Source organism: Lysobacter sp. M15 (assembly GCF_022662515.1).
GTDB lineage: Bacteria > Pseudomonadota > Gammaproteobacteria > Xanthomonadales > Xanthomonadaceae > JAKPBU01.
In genome coordinates this window covers 1-18453 of the sequence record NZ_JAKPBV010000006.1, presented here as the reverse complement: position 1 = coordinate 18453, position 18453 = coordinate 1, and the positions used below count along the sequence as shown (strand labels likewise).

The following is an 18453-nucleotide window of genomic DNA, read 5'->3' as shown; positions in this document are numbered from 1 at the left end:
CTGGACAGAAGGCGCATGAGGATCGCTTTCGCGGCAGGATTGGCCGCTTTGCTGATGCACGCCGGTTCGACATCCGCGTCGGATGCGGTCTTCGACCGCCATGTCGACGAGGCGATCGCGCGCTACGACTTGCCGGGGATCGCGGTCGGCGTCGTACAGGACGGGAAGGTGGTGTACACGCATGCCGCCGGGGAGTTGGTCACAGGCAGCGGGCGAAAGATCGACAGCGATACCCTGTTCAAGATCGCCTCCAACAGCAAGGCGATGACCGCAGCGCTGCTGGCGCGGCTGGTCGACCAGGGCAAGCTCAAATGGGACGATCCGGTAGTGAAGTACCTGCCGGACTTCCGCATGCATGACCCCTGGGTGACGCGCGAGATGCAGGTGCGCGACCTGTTGATCCACAACAGCGGGCTGGGGGCCGGTGCGGGCGACCTGATGCTCTGGCCAGACCCGAACCTGTTCACGCGCGCGGACGTAATGCACGGGCTGCGCTATCTGAAACCTATCTACAGCTTCCGCTCGCGCTACGCCTACGACAACACCTTGTACATCGTCGCCGGCGAAGTCGCGGCCGCGGCGGGCGGTGCGACGTATGAGGAACTTGTCCGGCGCGAGCTGTTCGAGCCGCTGGGCATGCGCCGCTGCCAGGTCGGCGAATTCAAGCGCGATGCGGTCGGTAATGTCGCACAGCCGCACGCCAGGCGCGAGGGCAGAAACGTGCCGACCCGCGTGGATGGCGACACCATCCCCAACGTGCCGATGATGGCCGCCGGCGGTATCCGGTGCAGCCTGGACGACATGCTCACATGGACGACGATGTGGCTGCAGCCGGACAAGGCCGGCCTGGTGGACGGCAAGCCCTGGCTGTCGCAGCAGCAGCGTGAGGAAGTATGGAAGCCGCACACGATCATGCCGCTGAGCAAGCGCATGCGCGAGTGGGACCACAGTCATTATTCGGCTTACGGCTACGGCTGGCGCCTCACCGACGTCGACGGCACCTGGAAGGTCTCACATACCGGCACCCTCGGCGGCATGTACTCGGCGCTGACCCTGCTGCCGGAAAAGAACGTCGGCTTCGTGATCATGATCAATGGCGATGCCGACGACGCGCGCACGGTGCTGACCCAGGCGCTGGTCAAGCATTTCACCGCACCGCAGTCGAATCCCGGCGTCGCCGGCTACGCGGCGATGCTTGAGGCCGGGCAGCGACAGGCAGCCGTTGCCAGGCCGGTGGCGGACACTTCCGACCGGGTACCGGCAACGGCCGCCGACCTGGCGGGTAAGGCCGGCGTCTATCGCGATCCCTGGTTCGGCGAGGTTTCGCTCTGCGCGCAAGACAACGGCGTCGCGTTCGCTGCAGCCAAGTCGCCGAAGATGTCCGGCAAGGTCATGCGTTCGGGCAAGCGTCTGCTGGTGCAATGGCACGGTCCCGATGCCGAAATCGAGCCCTGGCTCGAGTTCCCCGCCGTCAGCGGCAACGCGTCCGTAGCCATGCGCATGGCCAAGATCGACCCGGACGGCGATTTCAGCAGCGATTACGAAGACCTGGCGTTCGAACGGATTCGCGACTGTCCGTGACGGTCCCTATACCGGCCCTGTAAAGCTACACGCAATCATTTCACCGGCCGCATGCGCACGATCGCGGTGATCCGGTCGGTCATCGCCTGCGCTTCGCCTGCGCGCAGCGGCAGCAGCGGCGTCACCGAGACAGCGTTGAGCGGGATGCGTTGCAGCGCGCCCTGGGCGTTGCGCACGCTCACGCCCTGCACGTCATGGATCACCCAGGGTTCGCCGCGTTCGCGGCCGATCACCATCATCACGTGGCCGGGCACGTAGACCAGGTCGCCGACCTGCAGCCGGCGCAGGGCCGCAGCGCGCTGTTCGGGCGTGGTTGTTGCATCGAACGCAATGCGATCGAACGCAGGGCCGCGCGCCTGGTCGCTGGTGTTGCGCGGCATCAGCACGCCCATGCTGCGATAGACCTCCGACACGAAACCGCTGCAGTCGCGGCCGTTGTAGTCGTGGCCCCAGCCGTAGCGTTCGCCCAGGAACTTGAAGGCCTGGCGCAGGATGTTGGCGCGGGTCAGTGGCAAGGGTTCGCGCGCCACGTCCGCGTTGCGCGGGATCAACGCCGGCGAAAACGCAAGCTGGCCGTCCTCGGTGCGCACCGGCAGCTGCACCGGCCAGGCCGCATACGCCAGCTGCCCGTTGATCACCGCGGTTGGCGGCACAGCGGTCAGATGCGGCACGCGCGTGCCCATGTCCAGCTCCAGCTCCGACAGCGCTGGCGCGCCCGGCGTGTAGACGGTGCGCACCTTGGCGTCAGTGACGGTCAGCGTCGGCGTGCGGTGCACGTAGCCGAACACGTCATCGCGCGTTCCTTCCGCGACCGCCGAACGTTCGATCCAGCCGGTGTAGAGCGGGCTCACCACGAACCACCACTTGCGGTCGCGGCTCACGTGAGCGATCACCACCGGCGTGCCCGGAAACAGCGCGGTTTCCTGGAAACGGTCGATGTCGGTGTCATCGGGCGCGGTGAACACGCGCAGGTGGGTGGGGAAGGTGCGTAGCGATGCACGACGCACCACCAGCCCGAAACGGGTGATCTGGGTCTGCGGAATCGCGCCCAGATCCAGCGCTGCCACCAGGCGGTCGATCTGGCGCTCGTTGCCCTGCTTGCCGGCCTCGTCGTACAGCGTCTGCTGCGGCCGCTGCGAGCGGGCGTCCACCCAGGTCTTGACCTGCTCCGCGTCCAGTGTCTGCGGCAGCGCCTCGATGTCGTGCCAGGTGGGATCGGATGCGCGCAGTCGCGCGTTCTGGGCCTCGATCGCCGCCGAATCCAGGATCCGCTGGTCGGGACGCTCGAGCTTGCGGATCCAGTAACCCGCGTCGAGTTGCCCCTGCGAGACGCCGAGTGGATCGGGGGGCGGAAGCTCGATCTCCTGCGCGCGCGCCTGCCACGCCAGCGATGCCAGGCCCAGGCACAGCGCCTGTAGCCACCAGAGCGGACGCACCATCGCGAATGTCATCGGCAACAGCCAACCCGAGCGGAAAAAGCAAGGATACTATCGACTGGTTAAGGTGAAGCAGAAGGCAGGGCAATGCGCATATCGATGCTCGCGGCCGTTGTCCTTGCATGCACGGCCTGCGCCAGCGCCGGTGGCGTGCGCACGTCCGGCGCGGCGGACGCGCAGGCAGCGGGCATGGTGGACGTGGCCACACTGGCACCCGGCATCCGCTTCGACATGCGCTATGTGGGCAGCGCCAACTTCGTTGGCGCGCCGGTACGCGGGTACGAAGCACCGCGCTGCTACCTGCTACGGCCGGTCGCCGAGGCGCTCGCACGCGTGCAGGCCGCCGTCGTTGCACGCGGACAATCGCTCGTCGTGTTCGACTGTTATCGCCCGGTGCGCGCGGTACAGCATTTCGTCGCATGGTCGAGGGATCTCGGCGACCAGCGCACGAAGGCCCAGTATTACCCCAGGCTCGACAAAACCGCGCTGCTCGGCGATTACATCGCGGAGACCTCGGGCCACAGTCGCGGTGCGACCGTCGATCTCGGCCTGCTGACCTGCGCGGATTCGCATTGCCAGGAGGTCGACATGGGCACACCCTTCGATCTATTCGATCCACGCGCAAACACCGCGTCGCAGGAAGTCACGCCGATGCAGCAAGCCAACCGGCGCAAGCTGCTCGAAGCGATGCGGGCTGCCGGCTTCGTCAACTATCCGATGGAGTGGTGGCACTACACCTTCCAGCCCGAGCCCACGCCTCAGACGGCCTACGACTTCCCGGTTCGCTGATCCAGCCATGCTCCACGCACAGATCTGCCAATGCCCGTACTGCGGCGAAGCCATCGAACTGGTGACCGATGCGTCCGCCGGCGCCCAGGCCTATATCGAGGACTGCCCGGTGTGCTGTCGCCCGATTCAGGTGCGGGTTGATGTGGACGACGCCGGTGAGGCGGTCCTGAGGCTCGCGCATGAAGATGACGCGTGATCATCGCCAGTTTGGCGGCTGGGGCTAGCGCTTTTTTTTTATTGCGTGGTTAAGACAACGTAACCATAACAATCACTGAACGGCGGAGGTTCATTTCGCCGCTGGCATGGTGGCCGCACGTGGCGCAGACCGCGTACTCCAAACCCCCCTCCATGGAGACCGAAATGAAGTCCCGCAATGTACTGTTGACCGCCCTGTCACTGGGCCTGACGCTGTCGGCGCCGCTCGCTTTCGCGCAGGACCAGACCGCGTCACCGACCGCGCAGGAGCAGACGGCCGCCGATCCCGCGACGCCTGCCACCCCGGCACAGCCTGCCGATCCGGCCGCGCAGACGGCCGCCACCCCGGCAACGCCGGCCACCCCTGCTTCCCCGGCAGAAGGCGAAACCAAGAAGATCACCTGGTCGGATCTCGACGCCGACAAGGACGGCAAGCTGACCAAGACCGAAGCTTCCTCGGTGCAGGCCCTGACCCAGGTGTTCGATGATGCCGACGCCGACAAGGACGGCGCGCTGACCCCGGACGAGTACAAGGCCTTCGTCGCCAAGAACCAGGCCGACGCCGCGCAGCCGCAGAACGAAGGCTGACCGCAACACCCAGTCGCCGCGGCCCGCGCTGCGGGTCTGCGGCGGCGTACCTTCGCTAGTCGCGCATCGCAGGAAGATGATGCCGTCATGACATTCTGGAGCACACACAAGATGAAGACCCTTCGCACCCCGGCGCTGGCTCTGCTCGCGTTCGCCACGCTCGGCCTTGGCGCCTGCGCCAGCACCAACGACGAGAATGCCGAGTCCCCGGCCGCCGAAGCCGCGCCGATGGACAGCAGCACCGCGCCGCCCCCGGCCGATCCGTCCGCGCCGCCGCCGGCCGACGCGACCGCGCCGACCGAAACCCCGCCGCCGGCAGGTACGCCCTAGCCGCGACCTGGCGCGCAGGCGACATGCAACATGCGAAGGCGGCCGAGGGCCGCCTTCGTCGTTCCGGGCGACGTAGACTGTCGCCATGCGCAATGCTTCCGCCATCCGTCTGGTCGGCTTCGATGGTGACGACACGCTCTGGAAGAGCGAGGACTACTACCGTGCCGCGCAGGACGAGTTCGAGCGCATGCTCGCCACCTACGTCGACCTGGACGACGTGTACCAGCGTCTCTACGCCGTGGAGAAGCGCAATCTGGCGCTGTTCGGCTATGGCGTGAAGGGCATGGTCCTGTCGATGCTCGAGGCCGCGTTCGAGATCACCGACGGCGCGATCGGCAGCGACGACATGCATCGCATCGTGCTGCTGGGCAAGTCGCTGCTGCAGCATCCGGTCGAACAGTTGCCTGGGATCCGCGACGCCGTCGCGGCGATCGCCGCCGACCACGCCGTGGTGCTGATCACCAAGGGCGATCTGTTCCACCAGGAAGCCAAGGTTCGCGATTCCGGCCTGGCCGATCTGTTTCCCAGGATCGAGATCGTCAGCGAGAAGGATGCATCGACCTACGCGCGGGTGCTGGACGAATTCGGGCTGCAGCCGCATCAGTTTGCGATGGTGGGCAATTCGCTGCGTTCGGACATCGCGCCGGTGGTCGCGCTCGGCGGCTGGGGTGTGCACATGCCCTACCACGTGACCTGGGCCCACGAGGAGGAAGCCGAGCCCATCGCCGACGGCGCAAGGGTGCGACGGGTCCTGACTCCGGCGGAAATCCCTGCCGCGATCCGCGCGCTGGGGCCGGCATGATCAAGCGCGCCCCGATCCGTGGTTGGGTGCTGCTGGCGGCAGTCATGCTGGTTCTTGCCGCGTGCAGCCGCGACGCAGGGGACGCGCCGGCGATCCTGGCGCCGGTGGAGCAGGGCGACGGACGGCTCGAGTGGGCCGGCATGCAGCCGTGCGCCGATTGCGACGGGATCGAGACCCGGCTGGCGCTGGTGCGCGAAAGCGGGAAGCGCAGTTTCGTGCTGACCGAGACCTACCTTGCCGAGCGGCCGGTGCGCTTCGTCTCCAGCGGCCGCTGGGAGCGCGAGGCCGATCTGCTGGAACTGCAGGCCGACGATGGTGCACGACTCAACTATGCGCTGCTTGGCGACGGCAGCCTGCAACCGCGGGATGGGCGTGGGCGTCGGCTGGCGGGCAACGATGCCGACGGCCTTCTCGTGCCGGTGACATCCTCGCCCCGCCGCTGAACGCCTCAGGGCGGCGCGGTGCGATTTCAACACGCATTCACGGCCGCGTCGCATGATGGCGTTCTCGGCCGCGCAGCAGCGACCACCCCACCGGAGGCTCCCCATGCGGCATCACAGGATCAAGGCCATCGCCCTCGCCGTTGCGCTGACGGCTGCGGCAGGCGCCACATTCGCACAGGACTACGTGTTCAGCTGGAGCCCCCGCACGGGCGACGTGTGGGTGGACACCCGGCTCTCCGACATCAACGACTACGGCTACCGCTATCGCGAGCCCTTCATCAACGAGATGACGCGCTATTACGGCGCGCCGCGCGATCTGGTGTTCGACCTGATCGTCAACCGCCGATGGGCGCCGGGTGACGTTTACTACGCCTGTTCGCTGGCCCAGATCATCGGCCGGCCATGCCGGTACGTGGTCGACGAATGGGAGCGCGACCACGGCCAGGGCTGGGGTGTGGTTGCCCAGCGCCTGGGCATCAAGCCGGGTTCGGCCGAGTTCCATCGGCTCAAGCGCGGCTTCGTGCCGACCTACGACCGCTGGAACCGTCCGATCGTGCTCGACCGCGATCTGGAGCGTGATTTTCCCAATCGCGGCAAGGGCCCGTCAAAAGCCGCGCCCGGCAAGGGCAAGCCGGTGCAGGCCGGCTCGGGCCGCGGCAAGAGCGATGCGCAACCGGCAGACAAGTCCGGCGGCGGCAAGTCGAAAGCGCAGGGCAAGCCCGCTGGCAAGAGCAGCGGGCAGGGCAAGGACAAGGGCGACAAAGGAAAGGGCAAAGGCTGATCGCCTTTCCAATCCGTTAAAGGACCGGCGGCCATGCGCCGCCGGTCCTGTTTGTGACGGACAGCGACGCAGACAACGGGCGGGAACGTTCCGGCGCGAGCGCATCCCGTGCGGCCCCCGCCAACGATTTCGAACCGTGCCGCGGGATTCCCGTCGCCACGTAGAACCTTTGGGGGTCACCCTGGTTTTTGCGACGGCGTACCGTCGTAATTGGACTGGTGCTTGCCGCGCTGCCCGTGCTGAAGGAGCATTGCGCACATGCTGCCCTCCAACGACACCGCGCCGCTCGTCGTCGCCATCCTGCGCGGTATCACCCCAGACGAGATCCTGGACGTCGCCGAAGCGCTGGTCGCGCGCGGCGTGGGGGCCATCGAGGTGCCGCTCAATTCCCCCGACCCGTTCACCAGCATTGCCCGTCTGCAGAAAAGCTTCGGCGCCGATTGCCTGTGCGGCGCCGGGACCGTGCTCGGGCTGGCGCAGGTCGAACAGTTGCACGCCACGGGGGCACGCCTGCTGGTGGCGCCCAATACCGATGCAACGGTGATTGCACGTGCGCTCGAGCTCGGCCTGGTGCCGATGCCGGGCGTGGGCAGCGTCAGCGAGGCTTTCCAGGCAATTGCCGCCGGCGCCACCGAACTCAAGCTGTTCCCGGCCTCCACTTATGGCCCCGGGCATCTGCGCGCGCTGCGCACGGTATTGCCGACCGGCGTACGCGTGCATGCGGTGGGCGGCGTGGACGCGCGCAACGCCGCGCAGTGGCTCGAAGCCGGCGTCGACGGTTTCGGTCTGGGCGCCAGCCTCTATCTGCCCGGCATGGCCGCGGCCGAAGTCGGCGCGCGCGCCGATGCATTCTTCGCGGCGCTGGCCGCATCTGCCGAACGCGTCGAGGGAGGCGCGACCTGATGCTCTCAACCATCGACCTGGCGGTCATCGGCGTTTACGCGGTGGCGATCTTCGTCCTGGCGCAGTGGGTCGCGCGCGAGAAACACGGGCACCAGAAGGACAGCAACGACTACTTCCTGGCATCGAAGGCGTTGCCGTGGTGGGCGATCGGCGCGTCGCTGATCGCCGCCAACATCTCGGCCGAACAGATCGTGGGCATGTCCGGCTCCGGTTACGCCATCGGCCTAGCGATCGCCTCGTACGAATGGATGGCCGCGCTGACCCTGCTGATCGTCGGCAAGTGGTTCCTGCCGATCTTCCTGCGCAACCGCATCTACACGATGCCGCAGTTCCTCGAGCAGCGTTACGGCCCGACCATCCGCACCCTGATGGCGGTGTTCTGGCTGGCGCTGTACATCTTCGTCAACCTGACCTCGATCATCTGGCTGGGCTCGATCGCGGTGACCAAGATCGCCGGCATCGACCAGGACACCGCGCTGTACCTGCTGGCCGCATTCGCCTTGCTCTACCAGCTGTACGGCGGGCTCAAGGCGGTGGCACTGACCGATATCGTGCAGGTGACCTTGCTGGTACTGGGCGGCCTGCTGGTGTCGGGACTGACGCTGGCGAAGATCGGCGGCGATGCCGGGATCCTCGGCGGCTTCCAGCTGCTGACCCAACGGGCGCCCGACCACTTCCACATGATCCTCAAGCCCGACAATCCCTTCTACAAGGACCTGCCGGGGCTGTCGGTGTTGCTGGGCGGCATGTGGGTCGCCAACCTGAGCTACTGGGGCTTCAACCAGTACATCATCCAGCGCGCGCTGGCGGCCAAGGACCTGCGCGAGGCGCAGAAGGGTGTGGTATTCGCCGCGTTCCTGAAGATGCTGATGCCGGTGATCGTGGTGTTGCCGGGCATCGCCGCGGTGATGCTCGCACCGGACCTGGCCAAGCCGGACGAGGCCTACCCGACGATGATGCGGCTGCTGCCCCCGGGCATCCTCGGTCTGGTGTTCGCCGCGCTGATCGCCGCGGTGATCGCCAGCACCGCGTCCAAGATCAACTCGATCGCCACGATCTTCACCCTGGACCTCTACGCCAAGTTCCGGCACGTTCCCAGTCGTGTCGAAGACGGCATTTCCGCGAATGGCGGCGGCGACGCCGCGCACGAGCGCCGGCTGGTCCGGGTCGGACGCATCGCCGCGACGGTCGCGGTGATACTCGCGGCTCTCACCGCGCGGCCGCTGCTGGGCAAGTCCGACCAGGCGTTCCAGTTCATCCAGGAATTCACCGGCTTCTTCACCCCCGGCATCACCGTGATCTTCCTGCTCGGGCTGTTCTGGAAACGGGCCAACGAGGCCGGGGCGATCGCGGCCGCGGCCGGCTCGGTGGCACTGTCGTATCTGTTCAAGATCTTCTGGCCGGAACTGCCGTTCCTGGACCGCATGGGCCTGGTGTTCCTGATCACCCTGGCGCTGGCGGTGGTCATTTCGCTGCTGGTACGTGCGCGCGCGAACGCTAACCGCATCGACACCCAGGATGTCAGCTATCGCACCAGTACCGGGTTCAACATCGGGGCACTGGCAGTCGTCGGCGTCCTGGTGGCGCTCTACGCCACCTGGTGGTGAACGCATGACGCGATTGCTGGAAGTGCTTCCGGTCGCGCATCTGCACGGCGAAGGCGTGCAGTGGAATGCGGACGATGGCTGTCTGTGGTGGACCGACATCAGCGGTTGTGCGCTGCATCGCTATCACCTGGGGCGGGGCGCGCTGGAATCCTTCGCCACCCCGGAACGTCCGGGCTGTTTTGCCTTCATCGAAGGCGATGCGCGCCTGCTGGTGGCGTTCGCCACCGGTTTCGCGCTGTTCGATCCGCGCGACGGGCGGGTGCGCTGGCTGGATCGATGCGAACAGGCCGACAGCGGGCGGCGCTTCAACGATGGCAGGGTGGATCGCCAAGGGCGGTTTTGGGCCGGGACGATGGTCGAAGATGCGACGCGTGCCGTGCCGTACAGCGCAAGCCTGTACTGCCTGGACCCGGACGGCAGGGCAGTGGAGCGGGAGCGCGGGATCGGCATTTCCAACGGCCTGTGCTGGAGCCCGGACGGACGCACCATGTATTTCGCCGATTCCCCCCGGCACACGATCCATGCCTATGACTTCGACCCGGACAGCGGCCTGCCGTCGCGGCGCCGCGAATTCGCGCGCACCGGCCCGGGCGCGGAGCCCGATGGCTCCACGGTCGATGCCGAGGGCGCAGTGTGGAACGCGCAATGGGGCGGTGGCCGGGTCGTGCGTTACTCGCCCACCGGCGAGGTGCTCGAAACCGTCGATACACCCGGCGCGATGCAGCCCAGCTGCGTGGCGTTCGGCGGCGATGCGCTCGAATTACTGTGCGTGACCTCGGCGTGGATCGGCCTGGACGCAGCCGCGCGCGTGACACAGCCGCAGGCGGGCCATGTGTTCCTCTACGAGACCTCCGCACGTGGCCTGCCGGAGAACCGCGCGCGGCTCGCGCCTGCGGTGCTGGCGGCATGAACGGCCGGCGCCGTCGGCTTTGGAACGGACATTTGTTCGAGACGAAAGCAAGGCGAACCAGCAAAGGGGTTCCTGGTCCTGCATCGCCACGAGTGTTTCTGGCGAAACCTTGGCCGTTCCCAGCGCTCCGATTCTTCGTGTTGGTCGTTCTCGCTCAGCCAGGTGCGCTGTCGCAGTCCCGTCCCATAAAACGCCTTCTTCTTGTCTTCCGACCTACCCCGCATCGCACTGTCAGCACGGACCCTGCGGATGGCTGGATCCGCGGTCAAAATGATCGACCGGAGTCGCGAGCCGGCGTCTAGGCGATGGACGTTGCGTTCGCACGCTGGTAGCGTTAACAGCGAAGCGTTGCGCGATGGTTGCGCCGGGCCGCGGCGGCGGTACATGGGGACAACCCGGATGCTGGAACGCATTGGCAGGTTCGGCGCCACGGCGCGACGCCGGTACGCAGGGTCGGGCGAGGGAAATCGTGAGGAAGCGGGCATCGCCCTCGCGCCATCACCGGGCGGGTGACGGCAGCGGCGGTGGTCGAAGGGGAAGACGTTGATGGAATTGCAGGGAAGTTACGACGCGGGAGGCTCGGATTCGGCCCGCGATGCATCGGAAGCGCGATCGACAAGCGACCGGATTACCCTGGCGGTGGTCGAAGACGATGCCCAGTACAGGGAATCGTTCCTGGTTCCCAGGCTGGCGGCGGCCGGTTTCTCGGTGGACGGCATGGCGAGCGCGCTGGATCTTTATCGGGCCATGACGGCCCGGCGCTACGACCTGGTGCTGCTCGATGTCTCGCTCCCGGACGAGGATGGCTTCGGCATCGCCGCGCACCTGCGCAGCCTGTCGGGCTCGATCGGAATCGTCATGCTGACCGGCCTCAGCTCGGTACAGGACCAATTACGCGGCCTGCGCGCCGGCGCGGACGTCTACCTGCACAAGCCGACCGACATCGAGACGCTGACGGCCACGCTGTGGAACCTGAAGCGCCGTGTCGAAGCCGCACCGGCCGCGCCAGCCCCCGTTCGAGCGCAGGGCTGGCGTATTGACGAGGCCGCGTGGCGGATCGTGACGCCGGTCGGTGCGGAGGTCGAGATGAGCCTGGCCGAACGCCAGGTGCTTTCGATGCTGGCGGCGCAGCCGGGCATTCCGGTCCGGCGCGATGCGCTGATCGAACGGTTGGTGGAGAACGTGCACGATTTCGATCCGCACCGGCTGGAAATGCTGGTCTACCGGTTGCGCCGCAAATGCCTCAAGCACGCGGGAGTGGAATTACCGCTGCGCGCTGTGCGCGGGATCGGCTACGTGCTGGTGTGGTGATCGGCCGCGACCTGCCGCCCCGGCTCCGATCCGGAGCACGTCATCCGCGTTTCGTGCAGGCGTGGCACCGCCCGCGCCGGCCTTCCGCAGCCTCCGACATGGGAAGCCGCGTACGGTGAGGTCGATGCGCCTGCCGCTGGCGGCGTTCGTCCTGCTGACGATCTGCGCCGTGGCCATGGCGGAGGAGCGCGTGGTTCCGGACTACCGGTTCGTGCCGCGGGCGTTCACCCACGACGACGGATTGCCGCAGTCGGGCGTGAACGCCATCGTCCAGGGCCGCGACGGCTACCTCTGGCTGGGGACCTTCGGCGGGCTGGCGCGATTCGACGGATCGACGTTCCGCATCTTGCGCGAACGAACCGCCCGGGACGCGCCATCGGCGATAGGCGGACGCCGCGGCGGGCCGGCCAGCGATCGCGTCCTGTCCCTGTTCGAGGACGACCGCGGACGCTTGTGGATCGGTACCCAGGACGCCGGGCTGAGCGTGTTCGAGCGCGGTGCATTCCGTCATCTGTCGATCTGCGGCGGTACCTGTCAGGTTTCCGCGATCGCGCAGGCGCCGGACCGCTCGATATGGGTCGCCAGCGGCGACGGCATTTTTCGGCTCGATCCCACCAGCATGCGCGCCATGCGCCTCGCGCGCCCGGGCCGCGCCGGCTACAACAACCTAGTCATCGACGGCAGCGGCCGGGTGTTCGTCGGCGGCTACGAAGGCTTCCACATCGTGTCCGGGAACAGCTTGCGCGACGTGCCGCTGCCCGATGGCGAGACGGACGTATACATGCTCGAGCGCGACGGCGACGGCCTGTTGGTCGGAACTCCGCAGCGGCTCTACCGCTACCGTCACGACGACCGGCGCTGGACGTCGCAGGACGTGATCCAGCCCAGGTACGCGGCCCGGGACGCGAACGGCCGGTGGTGGGTCGCGCAGGGCGACAGGCAGGTCTTGCGCGAACACGCGCCGGGAAGCTGGCGCCGCGTGTCCGAACTGTCCGGAACCGGCATCAGCAGCCTGGCCCGCGACGATGAGGGCAATCTCTGGATCGGCACCACCAGCAGGGGCCTGCTGCGGCTTCGCGACCCGGTGTTCGGCCTGCTTGCGAAGGCGCAGCTGGGAAGCGGCCGATCGGGGCGCGCGGTGGCGCCGGACGGTCGGGGCGGGTTCTGGTTCGGCTTGGCCTGCGGTGCATTGCGCCATTTCGGCGCCGACGGCCGCGTGCGCGAATGGCCGATCGGCGAGGTCCTGGGCAACGACTGCGTTTCCAGCCTGCTGCTGGATCGCAGCGGTGCGCTCTGGATCGGGACCAGTTCGGGCGAGTTGGGGCGGATGACCGATGGTGCGGTCGAGCGCATTGCCTCCTGGCCGCGAATCGGCTCCATCGGCATCGGGCAACAGGACGATGGCGGCCTGCTGGTCAGCGCCGGCGCGTCGACCTTCGTGCTGCGGGTGGACGGCGAAGGGCGTGTGCTCGATCGGCGGCGTATCGCCGCGGTGCAGGGCATGCGCATCAATCGGTTCGTAAAGTCCGCACGCGCCGGGACCTGGTTCGTGGGCGACCAGGGCGTGGTGCGGTTGGTGGGCGATCGGGTCGTCGAACGCTGGTCGCCGCAGCAAGGTCTCTCCTCGCGCTTTGCCCGCGACCTCTACGAGGACCGCGACGGTGCGCTATGGGTGGGAACCTACGGCGGCGGCCTCAACCGCATCGTGGGCGATCGCGTGCACAGCTACGGCAGCGACAATGGCCTGTCGGACGAGGCCGTGTCCTGCATCCTTGCCGACGACCGCGGTCGGCTGTGGCTCGGAGGCAACCGCGGCGTGACCTTGTTGCCGGCGCCGGGCGGGGCGGGAGAGACGATCGAGTCGGTGGTGTTTGCGGCGGATGAAGGCCTGATGCCGCCCGAGATCAACGGCGGGACCACCTCGCCCTGCCTGCGCGACGCACAGGGGCGGCTGTGGTTCTCGCTGGTGGAAGGGTTCGCCGTGCTCGACCCGGAGCGTATCCCCGAAGTCCGTCCGGCGCCGCCACGTGCGCATATCGAAGATGTCGCGGCGGCCGGTGTGGCGCGCGAGATCCCCGATGCCGTCCTGAATCTGGCCTCGTTCACCCGCAATCTGCAGATCCGCTACACCGCGATCAATCTGAGCAGGCCGCGGGAAACCCGCTTCCGTTTCCGCCTGTCCGGTTTCGATGCGGACTGGGTGGAGGCCGGACAGGACCGCAGCATTCTCTATCCCTCGGTTCCGTGGGGCGAGCACCTGTTCGAAGTGCAGGCACGCGTCGCCGGAGGCCCGTGGTCGCCGGTGGCGGCCAGGCTGCGCATCATGCACCCGCAACCGTGGTACCAGCGACCCTGGATCTGGACGCTGGCGACCTCGATGGGGCTGGTGGTGTTGGTTGGCGGCACCCGGCATGAGCGCGTGCGGCTGCCGTCCGCGATCGGCCGCCGCCGGCCTGCCGGTAGCCTCGGCCAGGGACGCGATCGGCACCGCGAGCCCGGCGCCGCGCCCCGCGAATGATCCGAGTAGATCGTCGCTTCGCCGCGCCCGTGTAGAGCTCTTCGAAGGCTCGGCCCCATTGTGAATGACTGCCGTCATTCCAGCGAAGGTGGGAATGACGAGCAAACCAGTGGTTCGGATCTTCCTTAGGCGGCGCGCAGGGCCTGCAACAATCGCTCGTTGTCGAGCGGTTTGGGCAGGTGCACGATCCGTAGGTCGTCGAGGTCAGAGAGGAAGTCGTCCGCCAACAGCATGCGCCGTGCATTGGGCAGCACGTTGCCCAGCTGCCACAGCAGCGTGGCGCCATCGATATCCGGCAAATCCTGGTCGGCGATCACTACGTCGACGTGGCTGGTGTACAGCGCGCACGCCAATGCTTCATCGCCTAGCTTCGCGGCATCGACATGGCAGCCGCCGGCGCGCAGCGCCTGCGCGGCCTGCGTCATGATCGCATCGTCCCCGGTCACCAGCAGTACCCGCAAGCCGTCCACCGCGTCCGTCCGCGGGTCGTCGCCTGCCGCGGCCAGCGGCAGGCGCAGGTGGATGAGCGTGCCGCGTCCGGGCGCGCTGTCGACATCGATCCGCCCACCACTGTCGGCGACGAAGCGCTGCACGATGGTCATGCCGATGCCGGTGCCGCGATCCCGGGGTTTGGTGGTGAAGAACGATTCGAACAGGCGCGCGCGCACCTCGTCGGTCATGCCCGTGCCGGTGTCTTCGACGCGGATCAGCGCGTGGTCGCCGTCGCGTTCGACGGCCAGTCCGAAACGGCCGCCCTCGGGCATCGCATCGCTGGCGTTGCTGGCCATGTTGAGCAGCGCCAGTTCCAGCTCATCGCGGTCGGCCTCGACGAACAGGCGCAGCGAGGTCCTGTCCAGGCGGACGCGGACGCCGGAGTGGAACATCGGTTCGATCAGCGGGCCCATGCCGGCGACGGCTTCGGTGAGATCGAACACCGATACCTGGCGCTCCTGGTTGCGGCTGAAGCTCAGCAGGCGGCGGGTGACCACCGCGCCGCGCTGGGCCGCCTGGAGGATCATCGCCAGCGTGCCGTCGCGTTCCGCTTCCTGCGAGGTGGGCGAGCTGGCGAGCCCCAGGATCACATGCAGGATGTTGTTGAAATCGTGCGCCGCGCCCGCTGACAGACGACCGATCGCCTCCATCCGTTGCGTGTGCAGCAGGCGCGCATGGGCGCGCTCGTTCTGTTCGATCTCGCGTTCGAGTTCCGCGTTGGCCGCATCGAGGGCATTGCTGCGCTCGATCGCGCGCTGCGAGGACAGGATCAGCCGATCGAGAATCACCGCCAGGACCAGGAAGTTCAAGGTCGACAGCACCAGGTCGGGCAGGACCTGCGCAGACGCCGCCGCGTTCGCCGCCCGCATCAGGTCGATGCGCGCGCCGAGCGCAAGGGCGACGCCGCTGGCCAGCGCCGTCCACCAGACCGCGGCGCGGCCGAGCAACAGTCCGGCGAACAGCAGCGGAATCAGATGCGTCATCTGCAGGCCGGCCTGCGCCTGCAGTCCGTAGTTGGCGTAGCTCACGCCGATCAGCACCATCCCGCCGCAGACGGCGAAGGCCGCCGACAGCCGGTAGCGGCTGCGGCGCAGCAGCCACAGGCAGCCCAGCGCGTAGACGGCGATGGCCAGCGGCCCCCAGGTTTCGCTGCTGGCCGCGTCGCGTCCGCCGAGCAGCGAATGCACCGCCATCGATCCTGCGGCGGCAACCGTGATCGCGAGGACGGTCTGCAGCATCAGCGCGTTGCGGCGGTCCTGCGGCGGGACGGCGGGTGCGAGCCCGGGCGGGTCCGCCATGCGCCGAACGGCGCGCTGCGCCTCGGCGCCTACCGTCAGCGGTTCCATCTCTCTTCCCTTCGCGCGTGTTGGTGGCCAGCGGTGGACAGGATAGACACAGGCGTCCCGGAGCGATTGTCAGGTCTGTCGCAGAAACAACCCGCTTCCGGTGAGGATTGGTGAGAGAACGTGATTGATGTCGCATTTTTCCCTGCCTAAAGTGCGCGCGCTTCTTGACGCACTTCACAAAGCCTGGGACTGCACCGGGCGCGTCGGAAGCCCGGTTGGGAAGCCAAGGCTTCGCATCGATGAAGTGTCCGGCGTGACGGACGCCTACCCCTGACCGTGACCGCATGACGAAGACGGCACCGACGCGCACCCATGCGCGCCGGTACGCCGCGGACTTTCCAAGGGGGTTGCAGGTGCGATCGAACAGTATCCGGTGGGCCAGGGCGGCCGCCGCAAGCATGGTGCTGGCGCTGGTGGCCGGGTTCTGCGGGCTGACCGCCCCGCCCGCCCGAGCGCAGGCGGCTTCCGTCACCAATACGGCGACGATCGCTGCAGCGGACGGCACCAGCGACACCAATCCGAGCAACAACACCGACAGCGCGACGGTCGCAATCGCAGCGGCGGCGAACTACAGCTTCTGCACGGCGCCGGGCGGAGGCGCGACTTCGAACGCCGTCTACAACATCGTCAACGGCGTCCAGGTCTGGCGCTACGAGCCCGGCGCTGGCGCGGATGCGGTGGTGCCCGAGCTGGCATTGCCGACGGTGAGCGGCAACGTCAACGCGCTCATGGTCGACCCGGTCAACGATCGCCTGCTGTTCCACGCCACCACCGGATCCATGCTCTGGGCCTACGACGCCGACAACGGTGGCTGGTACCAGGCGCTTCCCGCGGGCATCCCGAACGGCGACCTGCCGCGCGCCGGCATCGGCCCGGACGGCGTCGGCTACCTGATCGGTAGCGGCAGCTCCCCGGTGGTCTACCGGCTGACCGCGAACGCGACCGGCTTCGGCTACGGCGTGCAGCAGATCGGCAACCTGCAGTACGACGTCCCGCCGACCAACACCGGCTCGGGCGATCTCGCCTTCGACGGCGAGGGCTTCGGCTGGATCGCGACCGGGCAGGACCTGTACCGCATCGACTTCTCGGCGCCGGGCAACCCGCTGGCCGTCCGCCAGACGCGGCCGCTGCTGGGCGGGCAGCCATCGACAATCCAGTGGGCCGGCATCGCCTATGGCGACGACGGCCGCCTGTACTTCGCCAACAACAACAGCCCCAGCCAGTACTACGCCTACGATCCGGCAACGGGCGCCCTGACGCCGTCGGCGCCGACCGGCGCGGGCGGCGCGCGCGACCTGGCCTCGTGCGCGTTCCCGATCCTGGCCGAGCCGGAACTCTCGGTCGAGAAGACCTTGGCCCAAGTCAACGGCCAGCCCTACGTCGACGGCGCCGCGGTCGTTCCGGGCGACGTGCTCACCTATGCCATCACCATCGAGAACACCGGTGGTGCCGCCGGGACGCTGTTCGGTGGCGACGTGGCCGAGACCGTGCCGGCCAACACCACCGACGTGGCGACCGGCAACGACTTCACCTGCACTGGCACCGCCTGCACCAACACCAGCGCGGTCAACCTGCCGGCGAACGGCAGCGCGGTGCTGGACTTCGTGGTGCAGATCGACGATCCGGTGCCCGCGGGCGTGTCCGGCATCGCCAACGCGGTGACCTTCCCCAACGATTCCATCGACTGCACGGCCGCCGGCAACGACTGCGAGGAAACCACGCCCTTGGGGCCGGCGACCAGCGTCGCCAAGAGTTCCGATCCGGCCTCCGGCACGGCGGTAAGCGCCGGCGACACCATCGCCTACACGCTGACGGTGACGGTGGCGAATACCGCGACGACCGAAGACATCACGCTGACCGATACGCTGGGCGACGGCCTGACGCTGGCCGGCGCGCTGCCGGCCGGCTGCTCGGCCAGCGGCCAGGTGGTGAGCTGCGTGCTGGCGGCGGGCGCCACGGTCGGTCCGCACACCTTCGCGTACGGCGCGACGGTGGACGCCGACGCGATCGGTTCGGTCGGCAACGTGGTGGTGCCGACCACGCCGCCGGGCGGCAGTCCGGACCCGGAGTGCACGAGCTGCGAGACCGAGCATCCGCTGACGTCCTCCGCGACAGTGGCGAAGACATCGAACCCGGCCAGCGGCGCGGCGGTCGCGGTTGGCCAGACGATTGCGTACACCCTGACCGTGACGGTGGCGGGCGCGCCGACGACCGAGGCGATCACGCTGACCGACACGCTGGGCGACGGCCTGACGCTGGCCGGCTCAGTCCCCGCAGGCTGCACGGCGAGCGGTCAGGTGGTGACCTGCGTGCTGGCGGCCGGTGCCGCGGTGGGCTCGCACGCCTTCGCGTACAGCGCGACGGTGGACGCCGACGCGACCGGTTCGGTCGGCAACGTGGTGGTGCCGACCACGCCACCGG

At 68.0% G+C, this 18453-nt stretch carries 16 protein-coding genes; 14 read left to right on the top strand and 2 right to left on the bottom strand.

All coding sequences use genetic code 11. The features are described from left to right. Nucleotides 1–15 precede the first annotated feature (15 nt). On the top strand, nt 16–1581 hold the full coding sequence (locus MC380_RS05335; protein WP_242163451.1) for a serine hydrolase domain-containing protein: 1566 nt from the start codon (nt 16–18) through the stop codon (nt 1579–1581). A gap of 35 nt (nt 1582–1616) precedes the next feature. On the opposite strand, the gene MC380_RS05330 is transcribed toward MC380_RS05335, so the two are convergent. Further along, complete coding sequence (locus MC380_RS05330; protein WP_242163450.1) at nt 1617–3032, bottom strand: SH3 domain-containing protein; 1416 nt, start codon at nt 3030–3032, stop codon at nt 1617–1619. A gap of 72 nt (nt 3033–3104) precedes the next feature. Between MC380_RS05330 and MC380_RS05325 the strand changes: the two genes are divergently transcribed. The 12 genes from MC380_RS05325 to MC380_RS05270 all read left to right on the top strand — a co-directional run bounded on the left by MC380_RS05325 (nt 3105) and on the right by MC380_RS05270 (nt 14194). After that, complete coding sequence (locus MC380_RS05325) at nt 3105–3806, top strand: M15 family metallopeptidase (protein ID WP_343223541.1); 702 nt, start codon at nt 3105–3107, stop codon at nt 3804–3806. Between the two features lie 7 nt (nt 3807–3813). Then, nucleotides 3814–4002, top strand: a complete 189-nt coding sequence (locus tag MC380_RS05320) for a CPXCG motif-containing cysteine-rich protein (RefSeq protein ID WP_242102613.1) — start codon at nt 3814–3816, stop codon at nt 4000–4002. 164 nt (nt 4003–4166) lie between these two features. Then, nucleotides 4167–4589, top strand: coding sequence for an EF-hand domain-containing protein (locus tag MC380_RS05315; protein WP_242102614.1), 423 nt, complete (start codon nt 4167–4169; stop codon nt 4587–4589). A 111-nt stretch (nt 4590–4700) separates the two neighbouring features. Beyond that, entirely contained in the window at nt 4701–4919 is a 219-nt protein-coding gene (locus MC380_RS05310; RefSeq protein WP_242102615.1) for a hypothetical protein, read from the top strand. Between the two features lie 85 nt (nt 4920–5004). After that, on the top strand, nt 5005–5721 hold the full coding sequence (locus tag MC380_RS05305) for an HAD family hydrolase (RefSeq protein ID WP_242102616.1): 717 nt from the start codon (nt 5005–5007) through the stop codon (nt 5719–5721). Beyond that, complete coding sequence (locus MC380_RS05300) at nt 5718–6164, top strand: copper resistance protein NlpE N-terminal domain-containing protein (protein WP_242102617.1); 447 nt, start codon at nt 5718–5720, stop codon at nt 6162–6164. The genes MC380_RS05305 and MC380_RS05300 overlap by 4 nt, the downstream gene beginning before the upstream one ends. Before the next feature lie 103 nt (nt 6165–6267). Beyond that, entirely contained in the window at nt 6268–6945 is a 678-nt protein-coding gene (locus MC380_RS05295) for a hypothetical protein (protein WP_242102618.1), read from the top strand. Between the two features lie 258 nt (nt 6946–7203). Beyond that, a complete protein-coding gene (locus tag MC380_RS05290; protein WP_242102619.1) occupies nt 7204–7848 on the top strand; it encodes a 2-dehydro-3-deoxy-6-phosphogalactonate aldolase in 645 nt (214 codons plus the stop codon). Beyond that, entirely contained in the window at nt 7845–9455 is a 1611-nt protein-coding gene (locus MC380_RS05285; protein WP_242102973.1) for a sodium/sugar symporter, read from the top strand. Before MC380_RS05290 ends, MC380_RS05285 begins: the two co-directional genes overlap by 4 nt. A gap of 4 nt (nt 9456–9459) precedes the next feature. After that, nucleotides 9460–10365 carry an SMP-30/gluconolactonase/LRE family protein gene (locus MC380_RS05280; RefSeq protein ID WP_242102620.1) on the top strand — a complete coding sequence of 302 codons (906 nt, stop codon included), beginning with the start codon at nt 9460–9462 and terminating at the stop codon, nt 10363–10365. Nucleotides 10366–10911: 546 nt separating this feature from the next. Next, complete coding sequence (locus tag MC380_RS05275; RefSeq protein ID WP_242102621.1) at nt 10912–11676, top strand: response regulator transcription factor; 765 nt, start codon at nt 10912–10914, stop codon at nt 11674–11676. Nucleotides 11677–11800: 124 nt separating this feature from the next. Continuing rightward, complete coding sequence (locus tag MC380_RS05270) at nt 11801–14194, top strand: two-component regulator propeller domain-containing protein (protein WP_242102622.1); 2394 nt, start codon at nt 11801–11803, stop codon at nt 14192–14194. 125 nt (nt 14195–14319) lie between these two features. Here the strand turns inward: MC380_RS05270 and MC380_RS05265 are convergent, their stop codons facing one another. After that, nucleotides 14320–16032: an ATP-binding protein gene (locus MC380_RS05265; RefSeq protein WP_242102623.1), complete on the bottom strand. Its 1713-nt coding sequence runs from the start codon at nt 16030–16032 to the stop codon at nt 14320–14322. A gap of 398 nt (nt 16033–16430) precedes the next feature. Here MC380_RS05265 and MC380_RS05260 point away from each other — a divergent pair. Then, nucleotides 16431–18453: isopeptide-forming domain-containing fimbrial protein (locus MC380_RS05260; RefSeq protein WP_242163448.1), on the top strand; the 2023-nt coding region annotated here is incomplete at its 3' end.